The organism is Microbispora sp. CSR-4 (assembly GCF_008033685.1).
Classification (GTDB): Bacteria; Actinomycetota; Actinomycetes; order Streptosporangiales; family Streptosporangiaceae; genus Microbispora.
This window is the reverse complement of sequence record NZ_VJVX01000001.1, coordinates 657,068-675,180: the sequence shown is the minus strand read 5'-3', so window position 1 is coordinate 675,180 and position 18,113 is coordinate 657,068. Positions and strand designations below refer to the sequence as shown.

Below are 18,113 nucleotides of genomic sequence, written 5' to 3'. Positions count from 1 at the left end.
ATGAGGTGTTTTTCCTCTTCAAGACTCCCCTTTCCGCTTTTTGTCGGGGTATTCGTGCCGGTGGCCGTGGGCTTCCGGCGGTGGGCACGGTCCGTCCCGCGCACCGCCGGAGCCCTGGAGGGCCGCCCTGGAGGGCCGCCCTGGGAGGCGGCCCTCGGAGGCGGTGCAGTGCCTCACCCCGTGGCGGTTCCCTTCCGCGGCTCGCCGCGGTAGGTGCCGAACGACCAGAGGTTGTCCTCGATGTCGCGTACGGCGAACTCGCGGGAGCCGTAATCGGTGTCGTGCAGTTCCTGGACGACCCGCGCTCCCGCCGCCGTCGCCCGCGCGAACAACGCGTCCGGATCGTCGGTCACGGCGTACGCGCCGAACGAGCCGGGCGTGAGGTTCCACTTGTCGTCGGGCGTGTCCCGGACCGAGCCCAGCATGATCCCGCCGCCGTGCGGCCAGGAGAGCTGGGCGTGGTCGACCCGGTCGCCCTCGCCGTAGACGGCGGTCTCCTCGAAACCGAACGCCTCGGCGAGGAAGGCGATCAGGGCGCGTGCGTCCCTGGCCCGCAGCGTGGGCCAGACCTGTGGTGCCGGTGTGGTGTCGTTCATGCCACCGAGTCTGGCGAGCCGTCCCCCTGCCCGGCTTGGACGTTTCGGAACTGCACGCCGTCTTCGGCCAGCCACCGGCTGGGGGAGCACCCGGCGAGGGCGCCGAACTCGCGGGCGAGATGCGCCTGGTCGTAGAACCCGCACGCGGCCGCGGCGTCGGCCAGGGTGAGCCGCCGCCCGGACGCCGCCGCCCGCTGGATCAGACGGCGGGCCCGGTCGAACCGTACGACCCGCGCCGCCTCCTTGGGGGACAGGCCGATCTCCTCCCGGAACCGGCCGTTGAGGTGCCTGGCGCTCCAGCCGGTCTCGCGGGCGAGACCGGACACGGTGACCTGCCCGCCGGTGGTGAGCATCCGCCGCCAGGCCCGCGCCACCTCGGCCGGGTGCGCCCGGGTGGGGCGGGCCTGCCGGGACAGGACCGCGTCGAGGACCGCGAAGCGCTCGTCCCAGCCGGGCGCCTCCAGCAGACGTTCGCGCAGCTCGCCCGCGAGCCTGCCGAGCACCTCGCCGCCGTCGAGGTCGAGCCCGGACAGCTCCCCGGCCGGCAGCCCGAGCAGGGCCCGTGCGCCGAGCGGCGTCAGCGCGAGCTGAACGCCCGACTGCCGCCCGTCGTGCGTGATCAGCGCGGGGGTGGTGTGCAGGCCGCCGACCAGCGTGTCGTACGACCCGGGCGGGGTGCGCGGATCGGGGTGCGCCGCGACGACGAGCGGGTCGTCGAGCGTGACGATCATCGTCAGGTAGGGCGACGGCAGGCCGCGGTGCGTGGCCGGCGGGACTCCGGCCTCGCGGTAGCCGCTGTACCACGCGACCAGCGGACGCAGCGCGGGCGCGGGCCGCCGGCGCAGGTAGCAGGGCCCGTCGTGCCCGCCGGTTTCCGCCGCCGTCATCGCCCGCGCCTCCCTTCCGCCCTCCAGTGTCCACGAAAGGGGAGCGCGGCGGCGACGGCCGTCGCCGTTATGAGTGGGCGGGCCGGTCGAGGTCGGACAGGTCGAGCACGAAGCGGTAGCGGGCGTCGCCGCGGGTGATCGCCGACCGCGCCGACCGGCTCATGGACGCCGTCGAATTCGACGCCGACGACCTGCCCGGCTGGGCCGTGCGGATGTACGACGAGAACCTGCGCCATCCCGAACTGGTCCGCCTCGTGGCCTGGCTGCGGCTGGAACGACGTCCGACGGGACGCCTCGCCGATCCTTCCGGCGACGAGCCGAAGCTCGCCGCCATCGCCGCCGCCCAGGCCGCCGGACGGCTCCGCCAGGGCGACCCCTCCGACCTGCTGACCCTGGTCATCGCCATGGCCTGTGCCTGGTCCCCGACGAGCAGCGTCTACGTCGCCACCGCGGATGAGCCCGCCGCCGACCACGAGCGCCGCCGGGCACTCCTGCGCGAGTGCGCCGCCCGCGCCGTCGCTCCCTGACCGCCGGCACTCGTCAGGCGGCACTCGTCAGGCGGCACCGGTCGGACGGCACGGGTCGGACGGCACGGGGCGGCTCGCGCGGCAACGGCGATCCCGGCTCGATGCGCGCCGAGCCCGCCGCCGACGCCGGGGTCTGTGGCGATCGGTCAGGTGGCCCGGCGTCCGTGGCATCTACGGCGACCGGCCGGGTGGTCCGGCGATCGGTCAGGCGGCTCCCGCGGCTCCTTCGGCGTCGAGGTCGCGGGACAGCAGGTCCGCGAGGGCGGCGAGGGCCTCCTCCGCTCCCGGGCCCTCGGCCTCCAGGGTTACCTCGGTGCCGTGCTCGGCGCCGAGGGTCAGCACGCCCAGCATGCTGTTGGCGGGGACGGCCTTTCCGCCGCCCACACGGATGCGTACGGGCACCGTCTGCCGCGCCGCCGCCTCGACGAAGATCTTGGCGGGTCGGGCGTGCAGGCCGGAGCGCGAGGCGACCGCCACTGTCCTTTCCGGCATCGCGTTCCTCTCAGGACTCGGTTCAGAGATCGATTTCCGGGCTCGTTTTCCGGGCTCGATCTCAGGGCTCGATCTCAGGGCTCGATCTCAGGGCTCGATCTCAGGGCTCGATGGTGACCTTGATGGCGGCGCCGCGGGCGACGACGTCGATGGCGTCCATGACCTCGTCCAGGCCGAGGCGATGGGTGATCAGGTCGGAGACCGGCACCGCGCCTTCGGCGATGAGCCGCAGGGCGCGGGCGTTGTGCGCCGGGCTCGACCCGTTGGCACCGACGATGGTCAGCTCGCGATAGTGCACGAGGTTGGAGTCACAGGCGATGATCGGGTCGTCCTTCGGCAGCCCGCCGAAGAAGCTGATCCGGCCCTGCCGCGCCGCCATCTGCAGCGCCTGCTGCTGGGCCGCACCCGAGGCCGCCGCCGTGATCACCACGTCGGCGCCCCGGCCCCCGGTCAGCTTGAGCACCTCGTCCACGAGGTCGGTCTCGCCCGAGCAGATCGCCGCGTCCGGCCGTACGAGATCGGCGGCCATGGCGAGGCGCTCGGCGTTCAGATCGGCGAGGAACACCCGGGCCGCGCCGCGCGAGCGGGCCAATCGCACGTGCAGGCAGCCGATCGGGCCCGAGCCGACGACGACCACGTCGTCGCCCTCGCCGACGCGGGCCAGCTCCTGCCCGTTGAGCACGCAGGCGAGCGGCTCGGCGAGGGACGCCTCGGCGAACCCGACGCCGTCGGGGATGCGGTTGAGCCCGTCCACGGCGAGCACCTTGGCCGGCACGACCATGTACTGCGCGAAGCCGCCGTCGTAGTGGTAGCCCATCGACTCCTGGTCGGGGCAGACCGTGAGGTGACCCCGGCGGCACTCCTCGCACTGGCCGCACGGGATCGCGGCGATCACCTGCACCCGGTCGCCCGGGCTCCAGCCGGTGACGCCCTCGCCGATCTCCACGATCTCTCCGGCGATCTCGTGGCCCATCACCCGGGGCGGCCTGATGTGGTGGTGCCCGAACCGGTAGATCTTCACGTCCGTGCCGCACGTCGAGCAGTTGCGTACGCGGATCTTGACTTCGCCGGGGCGGGCGACGGGCTCGGGCACCTCCTCCAGGCGGATGTCCCCAGGAGCATGGAAACGGGCGACTTTCACTCGGAGTCTTCCTCTCCGTCCGGTTGCAGAAGTTGGATGACCTGGTCGGCCTCGGTGGCCGCGCGCAGGGCCGCGGCGCGGTCCGGGTCGAGCAGGATCTGGGCGAGCTCCGCCAGCAGCCGCAGGTGGCCGTCCCCGCGGGCCGCGATGCCGACGCACACCGTCACGTGCTCGCCGTGCCAGTCGACGCCGTCCGGGAAGCGCAGCACGCAGATGGCGTCGTGGCGGACCGCCTCCTTCGAGGTCAGCGTGCCGTGCGGGATCGCGACGCCCTCGCCGACGTACGTGGAGATCGACCGCTCGCGTTCGAGCATGGCCTCGATGTAGCTCCCGTCGACGGCGCCGACCTCCTGGAGGACCGCGCCGCACTGCCGGATGGCGTCCTCGACGTCCGTCGCGGTCGCGGCAGTGCGTACGGCGCGGGGATCGAGGGGGAGCGGGGCCGTGCCGGCCCGGTCAGCCATCGATCGTGCCCCCGTTCTTGATGGCGGTGACGACCCGCGTCACGGCCGGGTCGCCGATGAAGACCTGGAACGGCACCAGCACGACGCCGGGCGCGCTCGCCCTGGCCCGGTCGGCCAGCCCGGTGTGGCACACGATCACGTCGGCGTCCCCGGGGATCGAGTTGACCGGGGTGTGCTCCACGCTGACCTGGGTGCCCTTGAGCTGCTTGCGCAGCGTGCTCGCCAGCATGACGCTGCTGCCCATGCCCGCGTCGCAGGCCACGATGAGCTTGCGGACGTCCTTGCCCTCGATGCTCGGCACGGTTCTACGCCTCCTTGGTGGCGGGCACGTTCTCGGCCGCCGTCTCGCCGGTTGTGTCGCGGTTCTCGTCGCTCGTGATGGCGGTGTCGCCGGTGTCGCCGGTGTCATTGAGGGTCGCGGCCCGCGCCGCGTCGTCCGCCCGGTCGCCGTTGGCGCGGCCGAAGCCCAGCAGCACTGCGGCGACGGCGAAGGAGACGGCCGTAGCGATCACGATGCCCGCGATCACGCCGAACCAGCCGCCCTTCGGGGTAACGGCCATGTAGGCGAAGATGCTGCCCGGCGACGGCGTCGCGACCAGGCCCGCCCCGGTGACCAGGAAGGTGAGCACGCCCGAGGCGCCACCGGCGATCACCGCGAGGATCAGCCGCGGCTTCATCAGCACGTACGGGAAGTAGATCTCGTGAATGCCGCCGAAGAAGTGGATGATCATCGCGGCCGGGGTGCTGGGACGCAGCGACCTCGGGCCGAACAGCAGGTAGGCGATCAGCAGGCCGAGGCCGGGGCCGGGGTTGGACTCCAGCATGAACAGGATCGACTTGCCGTGCTTGACCGACTCGGCGACGCCCAGCGGCCCGAGCACGCCGTGGTTGATCGCGTTGTTGAGGAACAGCACCTTGGCCGGCTCGATGATGACCGAGGCGATCGGCAGGAGCGAGTGGGTGACGAGCCACTCGACGCCGCTGCCCGCCACCTCGGTGATCTTCTCCACGATCGGGCCGATGGCGAGCACGCCGGCGATCGCCATGACGGCGCCGACGATGCCGGCGGTGAAGTTGTCGACCAGCATCTCGAAGCCGGCCCTGGTGCGCTCGGCGGTGAACCGGTCGACGTACTTGAGGATGAGCGCGGCCAGCGGGCCGACGATCATCGCGCCGAGGAACATCGGGACGTCCGCCCCGACGACCACGCCCATCGTGGCGACGGCGCCGACGACCGCGCCGCGCTGGGCGTGGACCATCCGGCCGCCGGTGTAGCCGATGAGAACGGGGAGGAGGGTGCTGATGATCGGGCCGACGAGCTCGGCGAGTGTCTTGTTCGGCAGCCACCCGGTCGGGATGAACAGGGCCGTGATGAGACCCCAGGCGATGAAGGCGCCGATATTGGGCATGATCATCCCGGCGAGATGGCCGCCGAAACGCTGGATCGTGGCCCGCACACCGGTGCCGGTGACAGTGGGGGTATAGGGCGTGGCCATTGACGTGCTCCTTCAGGGGGCGACCGGCCTGGCTGGCCGGTTGGTGGGGGTGGCGCTCATCCCCCGGGTATGAGCTGCCGGGCCGGGTCGGGGGGACCGATCCGGACGTGTGTGCGATCGATGTCGGCCGGGCCGGGCATCCGGCTGCCGGGCAGCCCGACGGCCGCGCCGGCCCAGGCGAGGCCCTCGGCGAGGGCCGTCCCGCCGCGGGCCCCCGCGGCGAGGAAGCCCGCCAGCAGGGCGTCGCCCGCGCCCACGCTGCTGCGCGGCTCCCCGACCGCGCACTCGCCGTACCAGACCTGGTCGTCGTCCTCGACCAGCAGCGCGCCGTCGGCCCCGAGGCTGGTCAGGACCGACCGCGCGCCCATGGCGCGCAGCTTGCCGACCGCGTCGAGCACGTCGCCGACGCAGGTGATCGCCGTGCCGGTGGCCTCGGCGAGCTCGTCGCGGTTCGGCTTGACGAGCGCGGGGCCGGCGTTCACCGCGCACACGAGGGCGGGACCGCTCGTGTCGACCGCCAGGTTGATGCCGGCGTCGGCGAACCGGCGGCACAGCCGGGCGTAGACGTCCACCGGCACGCCGGGCGGGAGGCTGCCCGATGCGACCACCCAGTCGGCCGACCGGGCGGCGTCGAGCACGGCGCCCGCCAGCGTGTCGAGCTCGGCGGGGGTCAGCGCGGTGCCCGGCTCGTTCACCTTGGTGACGGTGCCGTCGGGCTCGGCGATCGCGACGTTGGACCTGGTGGGACCCTCGACCGGCACGGGGATCATGTCGATGCCCTCGGCCGACAGCAGGTCGAGGAGCCGCCGCCCCTCGCTGCCGCCGTACGGGATGACCGCGCACGACCGGACGTCGTTGGCCAGCAGGGCACGTGAGACGTTGACGCCCTTGCCGCCGGGATCGAGGTGGGTGTCGGCCGCCCGGATGACGGCCCCGCGTGTCAGCGCGCCGACCTCGATCGTGCGGTCGAGGCTGGGGTTGAGGGTCAGGGTGAGGATCACGCCCGCACCACCTCCGGCCCGGCGGCGGCCAGCGCCGCGGCCTGGTCGGGGTCGAGCCCGGTGTCGGTGATGACGACGTCGATCTCGGCGAGCGTGGCGAAGCGCGCCAGGTAGGTGCCGGAGAACTTGGTGTGGTCGGCCAGCAGGACGGCGCGGTCGGCGCAGGCGATCATCGCCCGCTTGATCGCCGCCTCGGCCGGGTCGGGGGTGGTCAGGCCCTTGGCGACCGAGCAGCCGTTGGTGGCCATGAAGGCCACGTCGACGTTGAGCTGCGACAACTGCTGGATGGCCCAGTCTTCCACGGTCGCCAGCGTCCGGCCGCGCACCCGGCCGCCCAGCATGAGCACGGTCAGGTTGGGGCGGGCCGCGAGCAGCGTGGCCAGCGGAGGCGAGTTCACGACGACGGTGAGCTCGCGGTCCGGGGGCAGCGCCTGCACGAGCCGGCTCGTCGTGGAGCCCGCGTCGATGACCACGGAGCCGTCCTCGGGGAGTTCGGCCAGGGCGGCTTTGGCGATGCGCTCCTTCTCGGCCGTCATCACCTCGTCCCTGGCGGCCAGCGCGGGCTCGAACCCCAGGCGCTCGACCGGGATCGCGCCGCCGTGCACGCGCCGCAGGACGCCCGCGCGCTCCAGCGTGGTCAGGTCGCGGCGGATCGTCTCCGTCGTGACGCCGAACCGCTCGGCCAGCGTCACCACGTCGACCCGGCCGGCGTCGCGGGCCGCCCGCAGGATCTCCTGCTGCCGCTCCTCCGCGTACATCGTGTTGGTTCACCGCCGTTTCGATGTTGTTTCGTATGTGTTTATACCCGCCTGTGTTGGAGGGTCAATAGCCGTGAGCATCACGAAACGGACGATGTGTGGAGATTCCCCGCGTGTATCTCGGGCGGCCGCGCGCCCGGTGCCCTCCATGTCACGTCTCGCGCATCCGGCACGTCTCTATAGGGGAGCGGAGACAAGGAGGCCAGATGCCCGCCGTGACCCAGGGGGAGCCCACCGCGGTCGCCAGTTTCGAAAGCAGCCGGGATCTGCTGTTCGGGGTGGCATATCGGGTGCTGGGCAGCGCGACCGACGCCGAGGACATCGTCCAGGAGGCGTGGCTGCGCTGGGACCGCGTCGATCACTCCCGCGTCGCCGACCCCCGGTCCTTCCTCGTCCAGGTCACGACCAGGCTCGCCCTCGACCGTCTGCGCTGGGCGAAGGCCCGCAGGGAGGCGTACGTGGGGCAGTGGCTCCCCGAGCCGCTGCCGACCGGGCCCGCGACCGAGGAGGGCGCCGAGCGGGCGGACTCGGTCTCCATGGCCATGCTCGTCGTGATGGAGACCCTCTCCCCGCTGGAGCGGGTCGTGTTCGTGCTGCGGGAGGCGTTCGAGTTCTCCTTCGCCGAGATCGCGGCGGTGGTCGGCCGGTCGGAGACCGCGGTCCGGCAGCTCGCCCGCCGCGCCCGCTCGAACGTCCGGGCCCGGCGGCCCCGCTTCCAGCAGGATCGTGAGGTCCGCAGGCGGGTGACCGAGCGCTTCCTGGCCGCCTGCCTGGGCGGCGATCTGCGGGCGCTGCTCGACCTGCTCGCCCCGGAGGTCACCCTGTCCATCGACGGGAACGGCGGCCGCGGCGTGGCCAGGAACCCGGTCGAGGGCGCGGCGAAGGTCGCCCGGCTGCTCGTGTGCGGCCTGCGCCGGGTGCTGCGTCCCGCGGACGCCGCGGCCGGGGCGACCGGCGACGTCGGGAGCGGATCCATCGTGGACGTCAACGGCGGGCCCGCGGCGCTCATCACCGCCGGGGGCGAGCCGATCGCCGTCATCGTGGTCGACGTCGACAGCGCCGGCCTCGTCACGCGGATCTGGATCATCGCCAATCAGGACAAGCTCGGCGGCGTCGGCGCGGGCCGGCGACCCGGAAGGAACAGGCATATCCGTGCCGCCGCAGGCTGACAGGCCGCGAGAGAAGCGACTTTCCCCATGACAGACAACGAGCACGAGAACGGGCGGCCGGAGCGGCGGGCACCCGCGCGCGTCATCGGCACGCCCTTATCGGACGCATCCTTTTCCGACTCCCACGGCGAGGAGCACGCCGTCCCCGGCGTCGTTCCGCAGGACGAACGGAAGGCGCGCAGGGCGGAGCGCATCGCGGCGCTGTGCTTCACGCTCGCCTTCGCCGCCCTCGTGGCCTTCCTCGTGGCCTACGTACGGTTCCAGGTCGGCGGCCTGAGCGCGACCGGCGCCTCGCACGTCGCGCTCGGCGGCGCGCTGACCCTGGCGCTGCTCGCGCTGGCCGCGGGGATCGTGATCTGGGTGCGCCAGATCATGCCGAAGTACGAGCTGGTCCAGCAGCGTCACCCCATGACCTCGCCCGAGGAGGTGCGGGCCGAGGTCGCGGCCACGTTCGTGCGAGGCGCGGGGGAGAGCGGCATCGTCAAACGCCGGCTGCTGCGCCGCACGCTGCTGCTCGCGGCGGCGCCACTGGGCCTGGCCCCGCTGGTGCTGCTGCGCGACCTCGACACCAGCGGCGCGCCCGGCGCGCGGCTCCACCGGCGGCTGGCGCACACGGTCTGGGGCGAGAAGACCAAGGACGGCAAGCCGCTGCGGCTCGTCGTCGAGGGCAGCGGCCAGCCGATCCGCGCCGCCGACTTCAACTCGCCCGGAGGCATCCTGTCGGTCGTCCCGGAGGGCTACGAACACGACCTGAACGTCCTGGCCAAGGCGACGGTGATCCTCATCAAGTTCCGTCCCGAGGAGCTCGGGCCCCGCACGAACCCGAACTGGACCCACGACGGGATCGTCGCCTACTCCAAGATCTGCACCCACGTGGGCTGCCCCGCGGCGCTGTACGAGCAGACCACCCACCACATCCTGTGCCCGTGCCACCAGTCCACCTTCGACGCCGCCGACGGGGCCAGGGTCGTCTTCGGCCCCGCCGCCCGGCCGCTGCCGCAGCTGCCGATCGGCGTCGACGAACAGGGCTACCTCATCGCGCTGGGGGACTTCCCCGCCCCCGTCGGTCCCGGCTACTGGGAGCGCGGCGACGCGGAGGCGCGGGCCAGGGAGAACGGAGGCCACTTTTGAGTGCAATGAAAACCGTGCCCGGACGCATCGCCGGGCCGGCAACCTTCCTCGACGAGCGCCTGGGCGCGGGCGGCTTCGTCAGGCGCAACATCCGCAAGATCTTCCCCGACCACTGGTCGTTCCTCCTCGGCGAGATCGCGCTGTATTCGTTCGTCATCCTGCTGCTGACGGGCACCTTCCTGACGTTCTGGTTCAAGCCGAGCATGGGGGAGATCCTCTACGACGGCACGTACGCCCCGCTCAAGGGCGTGACGATGTCCGAGGCGTACGCGTCCACGCTGAAGCTCAGCTTCGAGGTCCGCGGCGGCCTGCTCATCCGGCAGATCCACCACTGGGCCGCCCTCGTCTTCATCGGCGGCATGATGGCCCACGCGCTGCGGGTCTTCTTCACCGGCGCCTACCGCAAGCCGCGCGAGCTCAACTGGCTCATCGGCGTGGTGATCCTCTCCATCGCGCTGTTCGAGGGCCTGACCGGCTACTCGCTGCCCGACGACCTGCTGTCCGGCGCGGGCCTGCGGGTCACCCAGGGCGTGGTCATCGGGCTGCCCGTGGTCGGCACCTACCTCAACTTCTTCCTGTTCGGAGGCGAGTATCCGGGCGAGGACGTCATCTCCCGCTTCTATTCGATCCACATCCTGCTCCTGCCCGGCCTGATCCTGGCGCTGGTCACCGCGCACCTGATCCTCATGTGGGTGCAGAAGCACACCCAGTTTCCGGGCAAGGGCCGCACCAACCGCAACGTGGTCGGCGCGCCCTTCTACCCGGCCTTCATGGCGAAGTCGGGGGCGTTCTTCCTGTTCACGTTCGCCGTGATCGCTGGTCTCGGCACGTTCGCGCAGATCAACCCCGTCTGGCTGTACGGGCCGTACTCGCCGGCCGACGTCTCGGCCGGCTCGCAGCCCGACTTCTACCTGGCCTTCCTCGAAGGGGCGCTGCGCATCATGCCCGCCTGGGAGATCAACCTCTTCGGCACGGCCGAGGCGGGCACGATCCCGCTCAGCGTGGTCATCCCGGCGCTGGTGCCCCTGGGCCTCGTCATCGTCGGCATGGCGCTCTACCCGTTCGTCGAACGGTGGATCACCGGTGACCATCGCGAGCACCACCTCGCGGACCGGCCGCGCAACAATCCGCACCGCACCTCGATCGGCATGGCGGTCATCGCCTTCTACGGCGTGCTCTGGCTGTTCGGCGGCAACGACATCATCTCGGCCAACTTCCGCGTCGATCTCTACACGACCACCTGGGCCGGGCGGATCCTCGTGTTCGTCGCGCCCGCCCTGGCCTACGCGATCACCTACCGCGTCTGCCTGGGGCTGCAGCGCTCCGACGCCGCGGTGCTCGCGCACGGCGTGGAATCGGGGGTGATCAAGCGGCTGCCCAACGGCGGGTATGTCGAAGTCCACTCGCGGCCGGCCGAGGACATCGAGGCGCATCTGCGCGGCAGGGAACCGGTGCCGGTGCTGTCGTACGACGAGACCGTGCCCCCCAAGGGGCTGCGCGGGCCGCTCGGCAGGCTGCGCCTGCGCATGTCCAGAGCGTACGGCGGGGAGAAGATCCCACCGGTCAACGGTCATCCGCACGACGAGGACGGGCAGGCCGCACTCCCGCGGGGACAGGGAGCACTGCCGGAGGGACAGAGCCGCGCGCTGACGCGCTGACCGCTCTCGTGCGGGCGGGTCCGGAGGGTTCCTCCGGGCCCGCGCCGTCGTGATCCGGGCCGGGTCAGGGATCCCACTGCTCCGGCACCCGCCACTGCGGTTCCTCTGGGTCGGCGGGACGGATCTCGGTGAGCAGCTTGAGCGTCACCGGCCGCAGCCGCTGCCACGCCTCGACCGGCCAGTGCAGGCTCACCGAGGGGAACACGGTCTCCAGCACGATCTTCAGATAGGGGCGGCCGGAGTGGCCGACCGGGACCTCCGTGCACAGGCCGGACACGCCCGCGGAGACCTGCCGCCTGCCCAGCCGCAGCCGCGCGTTCCCCAGGACCTGGTTCGGGGAGTCCTGGGCCTCCAGGTCGACGGACTCCCAGAAGAGCACGGGCGCCTCGTCCTCCTGCAGCCACGACGGGTAGACCGGCAGCGGCAACTGCAGCGTGAACCCCGCCAGGAGCCCGGCGGGGCGCAGATAGAAGGACCCGTGGAAACAGGGGAGTTCGTGCAGGAGCCGCGGCCCCTTCGACGTCGTCATCGACAGCGTTCCCTCGCTGGCGTCCATGGCGATCCGCCACGCGCTGGGATCGGTGTAGGAGGCGTCCGGTGTGAAGACCATCAGATGCTCCCTCGAAGTGCGGACTGGGAGAGGCGGCGATGGTGCGGCGCGGAGGGGGTCCGCGAATCGGGCCGCCAAAAGAAAGACGTTTCCAGGGGGCCGGAACGTGACATCGGGATTGCATCGAGAATTCACCGGCCGTTCCTGTGTCACATTTCGCGGGCCGCGTTCGTCTTGATGGGAAAGGCGAGCGGGGTCTCGCCGTGACCGCAGGGTGAGAGAGAGGAAAACAAATCTGGGCGCAACGGTTTCCGGGGTGTAAGTTGCGGGTCGGGAAGAAACCGCTGAAGCGTGGGGCGCAGGGCTCGTCGGCGCCGTTCCTGTAGGTGTTCCCGGCGAATGGCGGGGGCCAGTCACCGGACCGGTTCGTTATGGTCCGGACGCCGGACCACGATTACGAGGAGGGTGTATGGAGCGTAATCCGGAACGGCCGGCCGAAGAACGGCGCCGCGCGTCCCAGGCGTTCGAGGAGCACGCCGCGCTGCTCCACGAGGTGGCCCGCAGCATGCTCGGCGACGCCGGGGAGGCCGCGCGCGTGGTCGAGGAGGCCCGCACCCGCTGGCTGGCCGGTCAGGGTGACCCTTCGGAGGGCTCCCCGGACGCGCTCATCGGGCTGGTCTCCGTGCTGGCGCTCACCCGCCTGCGGGCCGCCCAGGCCAACGGCGAGGAGCACATCGGCCCGTGGCTGCCCGAGCCCCTGCGCGGCGAGCCCGATCTGAAGATGGCCGAGTCGGTCTCCGCGGCCCTCGCGACCGTCCTCGGCATGCTCGACCAGGAGGAGCGGACGGTCTTCATGCTGCGCCACGGGTTCGGGCTCGCGTACGCCGACATCGCCTCGGTGACCGGGCTCACCGAGGAGGGAGTGCGCGGAATCGACGCCAGGGCGAAGGCGCAGGTGCGCTGCGAGGTTCCCCACCTCTGACGGGCCGGCGGCACCGAGGAGCCGGGCGGCCGTGTCAGCCAGGGCGGCCTGTGCGTCCGAGGGCGGGCCGTGTATCTGAGGAAAACACACAGTTGACCACCCGCCGGGCCACCCGCGCCCTGTGCCACCTGAGCGCTGTGCCACCTGAGCGCTGTGCCACCTGAGCGCTGTGCCACCCGCGTCCGCGCCCTGTGTCGTCCGAGCGCTGTGCCACCCGCGCCCGCGCTCTGTGCCACGCGAGCGCTGTGTCGTCCGAGCGCTGTGTCGTCCGAGCGCTGTGTCGTCCGAGCGCTGTGCCACCCGCGCCCGCGGTTCAGCCTCCCCGCTCCGTCAGCCCGTACAGGTTGCCGTCGTGGCCGCGGATCTGCGCCCACCGGCCGTTTTCCCGCCAGGGGGTGGCCTGCGGCGCCACGACGATCTCCACTCCCCGCGCCCGCAGGTCCCGGCACGTGGCGTCGAGATCGTCGCAGTCGAACCAGCCGTGGGTCATCCGCCCCGCGCGGGCGTGGAGCGCCTCCAGGATCTCCGGCTCGACGGCGGCGAGCGCCACGCAGGTCTGCGCGCCCGGCGGGCGCACCTCGACCCAGCGCCGGCCGTCGCCCAGGGGGACGTCGGCCGCGAGCTCGAAGCCGAGCGTCCCCGTGAGGAACTCCAGGGTCCTGCCCTGGTCGCCGACGTAGAGCACGGCGAGCCGCGGATTGACGATCACGACGCCTCCCGGTGACCGCCGCCGCTCACCCGCCCCGCATGCGACAGCGGGCGGGGCTCGGACGGCGGGGCCGCCACCGGCGACGGGACGTCGGCGAGGCCGAGCCGCACCCCCTTCAGGCGTTCGGGATCGCCGATGACGTCGATGGACGCGATGCGATCGCCGACGACGCCGATCTCCAGGACGAGCAGCAGGCGTCCGCGCGGGGCGATCACCGCACCCACGGCGCCGTTGACGAGAGCCGGCCAGGCGAAGCGGGCCCTGCGGATGTTGGTGCGCGTCTCCTCGGCCACGGCGCGTGCGCCCCGCACCTCCGCCGGCGCCTTGGCCTGCCCGCGCAGGGCCGCGTAGTCCGCCCGGCGGACGACGTCGGGGGCCAGCACCGCGAGCAGGGCGTCGAGGTCGCCCGCCCTGGAGGCGGCCAGGAAGGCGTCCACGACCGCGCGCTGCCTGGCGAGGTCGGCGTAGGGGATGTCGGCCGAGCCGTGCACCCGGCGGCGGGCCCGGCTCGCCAGCTTCTTGGCGGCCGCCGGAGTGCGTTCCACGATCATGGCGATCTCGTCGAACGGCACGGCGAACAGGTCGTGCAACACGAAGGCGGCGCGCTCGGCGGGGCCGAGCGTGTCGAGGACCACCAGCAGGGCCAGACCGACGGAGTCGGAGAGCACCGCCTCGTCCGCCGGGTCGGCCGCCTTGTCGTGGGGAGCCAGCATGTCGAGCTCGGTGAGGTCGGCGAGGTCCTCACGCCGGCGGGTGCGCGAGCGCAGCATGTCGAGGCAGACCCGCCCGGTGATCGTCGTCAGCCAGGCGGTCATGTTGTCGACCGAGCCGGAGTCGGCGCGGGAGGCGCGCAGCCAGGTCTCCTGCACCGCGTCGTCGGCCTCGTCGGCGCTGCCCAGCATGCGGAACGCGACGCCGCGCAGATGCCCTCGCGATCGGTCGAAGTGCTCGGCCAATTGGGCCTGGTCGTTCATCGGTCACCTTTCACCGTCGCGGTTCGTCGTATGAGTGAGAGGACGAACGCAGGTTTGACAAGGAGCCTTGAGTGCCCGTACTGATTATTGTTGCCGGTTCGTTTGAACCTACATGACGGGAAGGCTCACCGAGGGGTGCCTCTCCGGCATGAGGCACACCGGCCGGTCGCCGTCCGAGGTGCATCCTATCCTCATGGCGGCCGCCCATACTTTCTCGCCGTTCCGAAAATAGATGATCGCGACCGAAATCGGCGTCCGCTGAGGCTGAAATGCGTGCGCGGGGCCCGGCCGTGTGGTCCGGGCCCGCGGATTCGGCTCGTACGGATCCGCCCGAACGGGTCGCCCCCTGAGCGCGGGTGATGGCTCCGCGAAGTTTGCGGTCAATGCGATCCGGCGCATTTCCGCCTTATGTCGGCATCGAGACACGTGAACGGCGCGTCGCGGTCCCGCACGGGGCGTCGCGGTTGATATCGAATTCAATGAATAACTTGCCAGGAATGGGCCCCTGCTGCTCTGGCATCGCAATTGGCCGGAACATAGGCTGAACCCGAGTTGAGCTCCTGTGAAGAAATCGCCTCGCCCTTGTTCCTTCAAGGAAGGTCCCGCAGTGTCACTTCACACCGCAGCCGACGCCGATCGCGTACTCGCCACCCGCCTTCCCGACGTGGCGGATCTGCGCCACCTGCCCTGGGAGATCGTCCCCGTCCGCCACCTCACGTCCTCGCTCTCGCCGCGCAAACGACGTGAGGACCCGGAACATGTCCGGCTGCTCGCGGAGACGGATCGCGCCCTCGATCCGCTTCTCGTGCACCGGCCGACGATGCGTGTGATCGACGGCATGCACCGGTTGCGCGCCGCCGTGCTGAAGGGGAGGAGCGAGATCGCGGTCCGGTTCTTCGACGGAAGCGAGGCCGACGCGTTCGTGTTGTCGGTCCGGCTCAACGTGGGCCACGGACTGCCTCTGACGCTCGACGAACGGAAGGAGGCGGCCCGGCGCATCCTCGCCTCGCATCCGCACTGGTCTGACCGGGCGGTGGCCGAGAGCACGGGGCTGAGCGCGAAGACCGTCGCCACGGTTCGCCGCCGGCTCGACGGGCAGGAGGGGCTCCAGCACTCCCGCGTGGGCCGCGACGGCAGGTCGAGGCCGCTCAGCAGCATCGAGGGGCGACGCAGCGCGGCCGCCCTGCTGGCGGCCAACTCGGAGATCTCCCTTCGCGAGCTGTCCAGGAAGACCGGGCTCTCGGTGGGCACGGTCCGCGACGTACGCGAGCGGCTCGGCCGCGGGCAGGATCCGATCCCGGAACGGCTTCGCGCCAGGGAGAGGTCCGGCGCCGGGCCGCGCGGCACGACGACGCCGGCACGGGACCAGGACGCGGAGGTCCGGCGGGTGGGGGAGGCGCGCCGCAGGCCCGGGGGGAGCAGCCGAAGGGGCGAGACGAGGCCGGGCCGCGGGGCGGGGGAGGCCGTGGAGACGGTGGTCATGCTGCGCAAGCTCGCGCGTGACCCGTCGCTGCGGGCGACCGAGTCGGGGCGGCTGCTGCTGCGGATGCTCCTCGCCACCGAGGTGGGACCGGCCCAATGGAAGGAGATCGCCGAGGCGATTCCCTCCCATTGCATGCCGCTCGTCCGTGCGGTCGTGCTGCAGAGATCGGAGGAATGGAAACAGCTCGCGAGCATGGTGCCGGCCGCTTTCTCGGCGTGACGGCGAATGGCTTCACCGGTCCGCCATGAAATCGACGGAGGTGCCCTGAGCCGAAAGTAGCAGGGTGAAATATCGCCATTAATCGGTATCTGTTGGAGGGTTCATCGTGTCAGAGACGACTCGCTTTCCGGGAAGCGACGAAGAGATCGAACTCCGGAAGATCAACCGAGCGACGGTCGAGAAGTACATGAACACCAGAGGCGAGGACCGGCTGCGGCGGCACCTGCTGTTCACCGAGGACGGCGTCGGCGGCCTGTGGACCAACGACACCGGGCAGCCGATCGCGATCCGCGGCCGCGACCGCCTCGGCGAGCACGCCGTCTGGTCGCTGAAGTGCTTCCCCGACTGGGTCTGGACCAACATCCAGATCTTCGAGACGCACGACCCGAACTTCTTCTGGGTCGAGTGCGACGGCGAAGGCGCCATCCGCTTCCCCGGCTACCCCGAAGGCCACTACAGGAACCACTTCCTGCACTCCTTCCAACTGGAGAACGGGAAGATCAAGCTGCAGCGCGAATTCATGAACCCGTTCGAGCAGCTGCGCGCGCTGGGCATCCCCGTACCCGAGATCAGGCGTGAGGGAATCCCCACCTGACGCCCGCCGCCTGCCGCGGAGCGGCGGCGGCCACTGGACGACCCCTGCCGTCCCCCGGCCGGGCGACGACGACGGCGCCGAGAGCGCCTCGAACCCCCATGGAGAACCGTGGACGACGTGATGCCCGCCATCCGGTTGGACGCCGCGCTGCAGCAGCCGGAGTGGAGCGATGTCTCGCAGGTCCAGCGCGTCAAGGAAGTGCTCGCCTCCCGGCCCCCGCTCGTCAGGCCCGCGGATGTGCGCACGCTGCGCGCCCTCCTCGCGGAGGTCGCCGCGGGAAACTCCCTGGTCGTACAGGCCGGGGACTGCGCGGAGAACCCGGAGGAATGCACGCCGGAGCACGTGAGCCGCAAGTCCGCGGCGCTGGACGTGCTGGCCGGCGCGCTCAAGATGATCACACACAAGCCCGTGCTGAGAGTCGGCCGCATCGGCGGCCAGTTCTCCAAGCCGCGTTCCAGCCCGATGGAGAAGGTCGGCGACCTCACCCTCCCGGCGTTCCGCGGGCACCTGGTCAACGGCCCGGAGCCGACGGCCGAGAGCAGGCAGCCCGATCCGCTGCGGATACTCACCGGCTACATGGCGGCCAGCGACATCATGGACCACCTCGCCTGGCGCGGCTCGTCCGCCCGGTCGCCGATCGACCCGCCCGTGTGGACGAGCCACGAGGCGCTGCTCCTCGACTACGAGGTCCCCATGCTCCGCAGGGACGGGTCGGGACGGCTGATCCTCGGCTCGACGCACTGGCCCTGGGTCGGCGAGCGGACGCGGCAGGTGGACGGCGCGCACGTCGGGCTGCTCTCCGAGGTCACCAACCCGGTCGCCTGCAAGGTCGGCCCGAAGACGACCAAGGACGAGCTGCTCGCCCTGTGCGAGCGGCTCGACCCCGAACGAGAGCCGGGCAGGCTCACGCTGATCTCCCGGATGGGCGCGGACCAGGTCGCCTACACCCTGCCGCCGCTCGTCGAGACCGTCAGGTCCGCCGGGCACCCGGTCATCTGGCTCTGCGACCCCATGCACGGGAACACGCTGGTCACCCCGTCGGGGCACAAGACGCGCGTCGTGCCGACCATGCAACGTGAGGTCCGCGAGTTCGTGGCCGCGGTCGAGAGCGCGGACGGCGTGCCCGGCGGCCTCCATCTGGAGACGACACCCGACGACGTCACCGAGTGCGTCGCCGACGAGAGCGGCTTCGACCACGTCGGCGACCGTTACACCAGCTTCTGCGACCCCCGGCTGACCCTCTGGCAGGCGGTCTCGGTCATCTCAGCCTGGGGCGGCTGA

General features: G+C 71.6%; 20 protein-coding genes. 8 read left to right on the top strand and 12 right to left on the bottom strand.

Features of this window, described 5'->3' with window-relative positions; all coding sequences use genetic code 11:
* Positions 1-173: 173 nt before the first annotated feature.
* Together FLV34_RS03140 and FLV34_RS03135 are read right to left on the bottom strand one after the other, a co-directional pair.
* On the bottom strand, positions 174-596 hold the full coding sequence (locus FLV34_RS03140) for a VOC family protein (RefSeq protein WP_142649774.1): 423 nt from the start codon (positions 594-596) through the stop codon (positions 174-176).
* The gene (locus FLV34_RS03135) at positions 593-1,483 is read right to left on the bottom strand and encodes a helix-turn-helix domain-containing protein (RefSeq protein ID WP_142649773.1); all 891 of its coding nucleotides are present in this window, start codon (positions 1,481-1,483) and stop codon (positions 593-595) included. The genes FLV34_RS03140 and FLV34_RS03135 overlap by 4 nt, the downstream gene beginning before the upstream one ends.
* Positions 1,484-1,644: 161 nt before the next feature.
* Here FLV34_RS03135 and FLV34_RS03130 point away from each other — a divergent pair, with 161 nt between their 5' ends.
* Positions 1,645-2,010, top strand: coding sequence for a hypothetical protein (locus FLV34_RS03130; protein ID WP_147942299.1), 366 nt, complete (start codon positions 1,645-1,647; stop codon positions 2,008-2,010).
* A gap of 204 nt (positions 2,011-2,214) precedes the next feature.
* On the opposite strand, the gene FLV34_RS03125 is transcribed toward FLV34_RS03130, so the two are convergent.
* The 7 genes from FLV34_RS03125 to FLV34_RS03095 form a co-directional block, all read right to left on the bottom strand.
* Positions 2,215-2,502, bottom strand: a complete 288-nt coding sequence (locus FLV34_RS03125; protein ID WP_142649771.1) for an HPr family phosphocarrier protein — start codon at positions 2,500-2,502, stop codon at positions 2,215-2,217.
* A 100-nt stretch (positions 2,503-2,602) separates the two neighbouring features.
* Positions 2,603-3,643, bottom strand: a complete 1,041-nt coding sequence (locus FLV34_RS03120) for a zinc-dependent dehydrogenase (RefSeq protein WP_142649770.1) — start codon at positions 3,641-3,643, stop codon at positions 2,603-2,605.
* Positions 3,640-4,107, bottom strand: a complete 468-nt coding sequence (locus tag FLV34_RS03115) for a PTS sugar transporter subunit IIA (protein WP_147942298.1) — start codon at positions 4,105-4,107, stop codon at positions 3,640-3,642. Before FLV34_RS03115 ends, FLV34_RS03120 begins: the two co-directional genes overlap by 4 nt.
* Positions 4,100-4,408, bottom strand: a complete 309-nt coding sequence (locus FLV34_RS03110; RefSeq protein WP_147942297.1) for a PTS lactose transporter subunit IIB — start codon at positions 4,406-4,408, stop codon at positions 4,100-4,102. The genes FLV34_RS03115 and FLV34_RS03110 overlap by 8 nt, the downstream gene beginning before the upstream one ends.
* A 4-nt stretch (positions 4,409-4,412) precedes the next feature.
* Positions 4,413-5,603, bottom strand: a complete 1,191-nt coding sequence (gene mtlA, locus FLV34_RS03105) for a PTS mannitol transporter subunit IICB (protein ID WP_147942296.1) — start codon at positions 5,601-5,603, stop codon at positions 4,413-4,415.
* Positions 5,604-5,659: 56 nt separating this feature from the next.
* On the bottom strand, positions 5,660-6,604 hold the full coding sequence (gene pfkB / locus FLV34_RS03100) for a 1-phosphofructokinase (protein ID WP_142649766.1): 945 nt from the start codon (positions 6,602-6,604) through the stop codon (positions 5,660-5,662).
* Entirely contained in the window at positions 6,601-7,362 is a 762-nt protein-coding gene (locus FLV34_RS03095; RefSeq protein WP_142649765.1) for a DeoR/GlpR family DNA-binding transcription regulator, read from the bottom strand. Before FLV34_RS03095 ends, pfkB begins: the two co-directional genes overlap by 4 nt.
* Before the next feature lie 206 nt (positions 7,363-7,568).
* Between FLV34_RS03095 and sigJ the strand changes: the two genes are divergently transcribed.
* From sigJ to FLV34_RS03080, 3 genes are read left to right on the top strand one after another with little or no spacing between them, the layout of a single operon-like run.
* Positions 7,569-8,531 carry an RNA polymerase sigma factor SigJ gene (gene sigJ, locus FLV34_RS03090; RefSeq protein ID WP_142649764.1) on the top strand — a complete coding sequence of 321 codons (963 nt, stop codon included), beginning with the start codon at positions 7,569-7,571 and terminating at the stop codon, positions 8,529-8,531.
* A gap of 27 nt (positions 8,532-8,558) precedes the next feature.
* A complete protein-coding gene (locus tag FLV34_RS03085) occupies positions 8,559-9,662 on the top strand; it encodes a ubiquinol-cytochrome c reductase iron-sulfur subunit (RefSeq protein WP_142649763.1) in 1,104 nt (367 codons plus the stop codon).
* A gap of 5 nt (positions 9,663-9,667) precedes the next feature.
* Entirely contained in the window at positions 9,668-11,320 is a 1,653-nt protein-coding gene (locus FLV34_RS03080) for a ubiquinol-cytochrome c reductase cytochrome b subunit (protein WP_147942295.1), read from the top strand.
* A 64-nt stretch (positions 11,321-11,384) separates the two neighbouring features.
* Here FLV34_RS03080 and FLV34_RS03075 read toward each other — a convergent pair whose 3' ends face one another.
* Positions 11,385-11,930: a hypothetical protein gene (locus FLV34_RS03075; protein WP_147942294.1), complete on the bottom strand. Its 546-nt coding sequence runs from the start codon at positions 11,928-11,930 to the stop codon at positions 11,385-11,387.
* A 409-nt stretch (positions 11,931-12,339) separates the two neighbouring features.
* On the opposite strand from FLV34_RS03075, the gene FLV34_RS40160 reads away from it, so the two are divergent.
* Positions 12,340-12,852 (top strand): sigma factor-like helix-turn-helix DNA-binding protein, encoded by a 513-nt coding sequence (locus tag FLV34_RS40160; RefSeq protein WP_168066230.1) that lies wholly within the window; start codon positions 12,340-12,342, stop codon positions 12,850-12,852.
* Between the two features lie 313 nt (positions 12,853-13,165).
* On the opposite strand, the gene FLV34_RS03065 is transcribed toward FLV34_RS40160, so the two are convergent.
* Together FLV34_RS03065 and FLV34_RS03060 are read right to left on the bottom strand one after the other, a co-directional pair.
* Positions 13,166-13,561 (bottom strand): VOC family protein, encoded by a 396-nt coding sequence (locus tag FLV34_RS03065; RefSeq protein WP_142649760.1) that lies wholly within the window; start codon positions 13,559-13,561, stop codon positions 13,166-13,168.
* Positions 13,558-14,535 carry a sigma-70 family RNA polymerase sigma factor gene (locus FLV34_RS03060; RefSeq protein ID WP_147942293.1) on the bottom strand — a complete coding sequence of 326 codons (978 nt, stop codon included), beginning with the start codon at positions 14,533-14,535 and terminating at the stop codon, positions 13,558-13,560. Before FLV34_RS03060 ends, FLV34_RS03065 begins: the two co-directional genes overlap by 4 nt.
* Before the next feature lie 607 nt (positions 14,536-15,142).
* Between FLV34_RS03060 and FLV34_RS03055 the strand changes: the two genes are divergently transcribed.
* The 3 genes from FLV34_RS03055 (at position 15,143) to FLV34_RS03045 (ending at position 18,113) form a co-directional block, all read left to right on the top strand.
* Positions 15,143-16,237 (top strand): ParB N-terminal domain-containing protein, encoded by a 1,095-nt coding sequence (locus FLV34_RS03055; RefSeq protein WP_261985630.1) that lies wholly within the window; start codon positions 15,143-15,145, stop codon positions 16,235-16,237.
* Between the two features lie 106 nt (positions 16,238-16,343).
* The gene (locus FLV34_RS03050) at positions 16,344-16,832 is read left to right on the top strand and encodes a PhzA/PhzB family protein (RefSeq protein WP_142623686.1); all 489 of its coding nucleotides are present in this window, start codon (positions 16,344-16,346) and stop codon (positions 16,830-16,832) included.
* A 108-nt stretch (positions 16,833-16,940) separates the two neighbouring features.
* The gene (locus FLV34_RS03045; protein WP_187280523.1) at positions 16,941-18,113 is read left to right on the top strand and encodes a 3-deoxy-7-phosphoheptulonate synthase; all 1,173 of its coding nucleotides are present in this window, start codon (positions 16,941-16,943) and stop codon (positions 18,111-18,113) included.

What these genes read in the sequence shown, in the direction of transcription:
- FLV34_RS03140 (WP_142649774.1), bottom strand. Translation starts at nt 596, where the DNA reads ATGAACGACACCACACCGGCACCACAGGTCTGGCCCACGCTGCGGGCC.
- FLV34_RS03135 (WP_142649773.1), bottom strand. Translation starts at nt 1,483, where the DNA reads ATGACGGCGGCGGAAACCGGCGGGCACGACGGGCCCTGCTACCTGCGC.
- FLV34_RS03130 (WP_147942299.1), top strand. Translation starts at nt 1,645, where the DNA reads ATGGACGCCGTCGAATTCGACGCCGACGACCTGCCCGGCTGGGCCGTG.
- FLV34_RS03125 (WP_142649771.1), bottom strand. Translation starts at nt 2,502, where the DNA reads ATGCCGGAAAGGACAGTGGCGGTCGCCTCGCGCTCCGGCCTGCACGCC.
- FLV34_RS03115 (WP_147942298.1), bottom strand. Translation starts at nt 4,107, where the DNA reads ATGGCTGACCGGGCCGGCACGGCCCCGCTCCCCCTCGATCCCCGCGCC.
- mtlA (WP_147942296.1), bottom strand. Translation starts at nt 5,603, where the DNA reads ATGGCCACGCCCTATACCCCCACTGTCACCGGCACCGGTGTGCGGGCC.
- FLV34_RS03095 (WP_142649765.1), bottom strand. Translation starts at nt 7,362, where the DNA reads ATGTACGCGGAGGAGCGGCAGCAGGAGATCCTGCGGGCGGCCCGCGAC.
- sigJ (WP_142649764.1), top strand. Translation starts at nt 7,569, where the DNA reads ATGCCCGCCGTGACCCAGGGGGAGCCCACCGCGGTCGCCAGTTTCGAA.
- FLV34_RS03085 (WP_142649763.1), top strand. Translation starts at nt 8,559, where the DNA reads ATGACAGACAACGAGCACGAGAACGGGCGGCCGGAGCGGCGGGCACCC.
- FLV34_RS03080 (WP_147942295.1), top strand. Translation starts at nt 9,668, where the DNA reads ATGAAAACCGTGCCCGGACGCATCGCCGGGCCGGCAACCTTCCTCGAC.
- FLV34_RS03075 (WP_147942294.1), bottom strand. Translation starts at nt 11,930, where the DNA reads ATGGTCTTCACACCGGACGCCTCCTACACCGATCCCAGCGCGTGGCGG.
- FLV34_RS40160 (WP_168066230.1), top strand. Translation starts at nt 12,340, where the DNA reads ATGGAGCGTAATCCGGAACGGCCGGCCGAAGAACGGCGCCGCGCGTCC.
- FLV34_RS03060 (WP_147942293.1), bottom strand. Translation starts at nt 14,535, where the DNA reads ATGAACGACCAGGCCCAATTGGCCGAGCACTTCGACCGATCGCGAGGG.